The sequence below is a fragment of the Paenibacillus sp. NRS-1782 genome, from assembly GCF_050467685.1.
Classification (GTDB): domain Bacteria; phylum Bacillota; class Bacilli; order Paenibacillales; family Paenibacillaceae; genus Paenibacillus; species Paenibacillus terrae_A.
In genome coordinates this window covers 1-3878 of the sequence record NZ_JBITPH010000133.1, presented here as the reverse complement: position 1 = coordinate 3878, position 3878 = coordinate 1, and the positions used below count along the sequence as shown (strand labels likewise).

General features: G+C 35.7%; 2 protein-coding genes. Both read right to left on the bottom strand.

Features of this window, described 5'->3' with window-relative positions; genetic code table 11:
* Nucleotides 1-1170: 1170 nt before the first annotated feature.
* Nucleotides 1171-2058, bottom strand: coding sequence for a hypothetical protein (locus tag ACIFQM_RS25065; RefSeq protein ID WP_430044580.1), 888 nt, complete (start codon nucleotides 2056-2058; stop codon nucleotides 1171-1173).
* Between the two features lie 375 nt (nucleotides 2059-2433).
* Nucleotides 2434-3804 (bottom strand): transcriptional regulator, encoded by a 1371-nt coding sequence (locus ACIFQM_RS25060; protein WP_430044582.1) that lies wholly within the window; start codon nucleotides 3802-3804, stop codon nucleotides 2434-2436.
* Between the last annotated feature and the right edge of the window lie 74 nt (nucleotides 3805-3878).

The following is a 3878-nucleotide window of genomic DNA, read 5'->3' as shown; positions in this document are numbered from 1 at the left end:
ATCCAGTAGAGCGAAGAGCCACAATAATAAGTTTGCCGATCCTAAAACTAATTTTATTCCGACTATCCAATCTAGCATTCATTTCATTTACTTACTGTGTTTTAAATCTACTGTGTTCATTGTAACCGTGGTAAAGCAATATGTATTGTCAACTGCTCATCTTTCATTCTTCTTGATCCCGTTTCACCTTCGCAATACTTTTCGCTTCATTTTGTATCTCCATTTCTTTGTGATTCCAACTGAATTCGCTACGTTCAAATGGTGTATTTATAATATAACACTGTCCTACGATACTGTCAACGAATATTTCACAAATCATCTACAAACTGGATTATATGTGTTCAATCTGTATGTACAATCAAAAATGTATATAATGAAGAAAAAAAATTAAGTCGTCTTATGTCAACCTGATTGATCCTATTCCGTCCGTTTTCTCCAATAGACTCAGCCACATCCTTCATTGACCGCTGGTCCAATGGTCCAGCGCTTTGATCGCCTACCCAAGCACAACAATTTGTCACAGTGGATATTGAAGCAAGGTGTATGCAAATACCATACCCCTTTATTCAGGTGTTTTAACTATGCAAACAAGCTCACTCCCATTTTACTATTGTCAGCCCCTTGGTCTAGTTCAATAAAATAGATTATCTAATTGGTCTGTTACAGCTTTATTGTATGGCTCATTACTTGACAGTTTACCCCTATAATAAAAACAACTCGTAAGGTGGATAATCTCGAAAGACTCCATTTTACGAGTTATTTTTATTATTTAATTTCTACGAATAATGTTTTTCCTGCTCGTACCTCCAGTAGACCGATTACAATCCCAAGAACGAGAAAATACCAAGAATTCATAAACACTGGGATGTAAACCATTAATGAATAGACTATAATAAATAATCCATCTACTAACAGAGATACGGCAAGCATTTTCCCGGCATATTGTCTCTTTAGTAAGAAAAAGATACAACTTGACAATAACACTACTAATGCAATTATAATGGTAGGTAAATACCAAAAATAGCTTAAAGATAGATGGAAAACATCGAATTTTTCTCGGTTTATAAAGCTAATTAGATTGTAAAAACCTCTACATAAAATGATAATTATTAGTAGGATTTGAATGAATCGCCAATCATTTTTCATGTAGTATCCTTTCAGGAAGAAAATTTACGGTAATATCATTTCTTTTGTCTCAAATGAGTATACTGGGACTCCTCCTACCGTTGCTTCTTTTGCTGCGGCTGAATAAAAAATGAAATTTTTTGAACTTGTTGAAGTTGTTCTAATGTAATAGTCTGTGATTGGTTGTTTAGCATTAAAAGGAGTAGTGTAAACAGAACCATACAGTTCGTCAGCGTTTTTTATCCCAAAGGAACCGAAAGGCCCAAGTTTTTCAATTGTAGCATTCAATCTGTCAAAATATACTTTTATTCCATCAGGATGATTGGTGTATCTTGTGTAATAGAGTGTACCATCATTATACCCCGTTCTGCCTAGACCCCCCATTTCTGAAGGCTTATGTGTAATTCTAGCTGTCAGATTTCTAGATGTAGTAGATGGAGTTACACCCTTATTTTCTTCTAATGAGATTTCCAATTTATCTTGGCTGGCGTTTATTGCATTGATTATTTGTGAAGTCTTTTCAACAGCTTCACCTTTATAATCAATAACGAAGGCGTGATTTACATTTTGCTTTGAATCAAATACTAATCCACTTAAACCATTCTTATTTGTAATGATATCTGTTTCAAATTTATCTTTCCCATCAACTACTGCCTCACCCGAATATCTTTCAAATTCACCATCTGAGTATTTTTCTGTTTCTAAGATAACTTCTTTATCTTCCAATTTATATGACACAGAAAGATGGGAGTCATTTTGCACAACCTTAATGTCTTTTAGGTTAGCATCTGAGGAAAAGACATTACCTGAAGAGTTGTAGCTAAAGCCACTTAATTTTTCTTGACTAGCTTCCTCAACTGCCGCAAAACTTGTACCAGTTAAAGAAAAACCTAAAATCACACTTGAGCATAACAATAGCAATCTTTTTTTCATCAATGTTACCTCCCGTTTTTATACATTTGATTCCATAATTAGTCTATCACAGCTAGTTTCTGATGTAAATAATTCCAATTTTTTTGTACTAATTTCCTGCAAAAGTACTAGATACAAAGTATAATCAGTTACTTAATATTTCATTGCTACTTCAGCTTGGCAAATCAAAAAGGCTAGACGGATAATCCCATCTAACCTCTTGAGAATAGTTGTACTTTCTGGTTCTACTGTGATATTGAACTTGAGACCTTTTATCCTCACATTCCTCCGTGTTGTCCAGTCGGCTCGTAAGTCGATCCTTTGTCTAGATGCTGAAGAGGGGGAACTACTATTGCTACTAATATAAAACCAGTAACTAAAAAAGATAGAATTATTTTACGTTTCATCTTCCTCCACCTCTTTAATCAAATTTCTGTATGCCGCCTTCGTCTCAGATGATGCATACTCCTGATAGGAATCATACAGCTTTACACATTTAATTATATACGATTTATTATTGATTAATGCAGATTTTTCCAAACAACTTAACAAAAAAGTAAATCCATCTGCAAAATCACTTTTGTTAAAGTAGTAAACCGCTAATGCACATGTAAAATGAACATAGCGTTCTGTAATGAATTGTTGATTGTACACGCCTACGCGCTCAGGTTTATCCAGCAAAGCAAAAATTTCCGTTTCAAATTGCTTTAGAATATGATCAATATTTAAATGATGTCGATTAGCAACTTCAACTACGTTATCTAATCCGGGAAGTGTCTCTTCTTTCTTTGAAGAAAAAAATGCTACATAATCAGCCAAAGCACCAACTTCACCAGCATGAATCTTATTTACATAAGTGTTGGCTTCAGCCCATTCTTTATATCGCTTCTTCCATTCCAAGGTGATTTCATCGGTTTCCTTCACCCAACTTAAGTCAGCATATGTGTATGTATGTTGAAGTGCCTTCTCATAATCTTTATGAGCTTCACATACTTCAGCATGAAGTAGATGAGAAAATGCCCAATAAGCAAATGGTGGGGAAGCAGGTTTCTTTAAGTTCTCTTTTTTCGCATCATGATGTTGATCCAACTTGTATTGAATCTCTGCTTTAATCCCCAAAGCTTTAGCTATTTCATCCACCTTATCCCATTCACGTAAAGAACGATATACATTCGCCAGATCCTTTAACGCATCAAGTTGTACTACTTCGTCCAACCGTTCAACAAAATCCTCAAATCGTGTAGCTGCCTTGAGATTTCGGTTTTGATCGTCTCCAATCTGAATCGTGAATATACGATAATGGCAGACTGCCAAGCGATCAGAATGTTGATACTTCTCGCCCTCAGCTATGTTCTCGTATAGGTAAGCCGCTGCTTCATTATAACTTTCTTCATAACAATCCTCGGCTAATTCATAGAGATAATGGAGATAGGTCGGTTTATCCAGCAGAACACTTACAACTCGCTGTAAGCAATCCAGTCGATTAAACTGTACACAGCGATACAAGAACGGGCTAATTCTTTTCCAGTTCAGCGGTTCTTCCATAATGCACTCTTCAATGTAACGTTCATAAAAATGGTCTGCGGGTAAATCCATTCCTAACGTGATGCGATCCAATTGGTGCATCGAAATGATACGATTGCCCGTTACAATACCGCTCACTGTACCCGGATTCAAATCAATAATGCGACCAAACTTGGTCATACTCAATCCTTTCCGTATCAGATAGGTTTGAACTTCTGCTCTAATCGTGGGTGTGATTTTCATGGATAAGCCACCCTTTCAGCATAAAATCGTCATATGATACATAGTTAAATAAACACGCCTGTTGAATAACCAAA

Coding starts and splice junctions, on each gene's coding strand:
- ACIFQM_RS25065 (WP_430044580.1), bottom strand. CDS start 2,058: ATGAAAAAAAGATTGCTATTGTTATGCTCAAGTGTGATTTTAGGTTTT.
- ACIFQM_RS25060 (WP_430044582.1), bottom strand. CDS start 3,804: ATGAAAATCACACCCACGATTAGAGCAGAAGTTCAAACCTATCTGATA.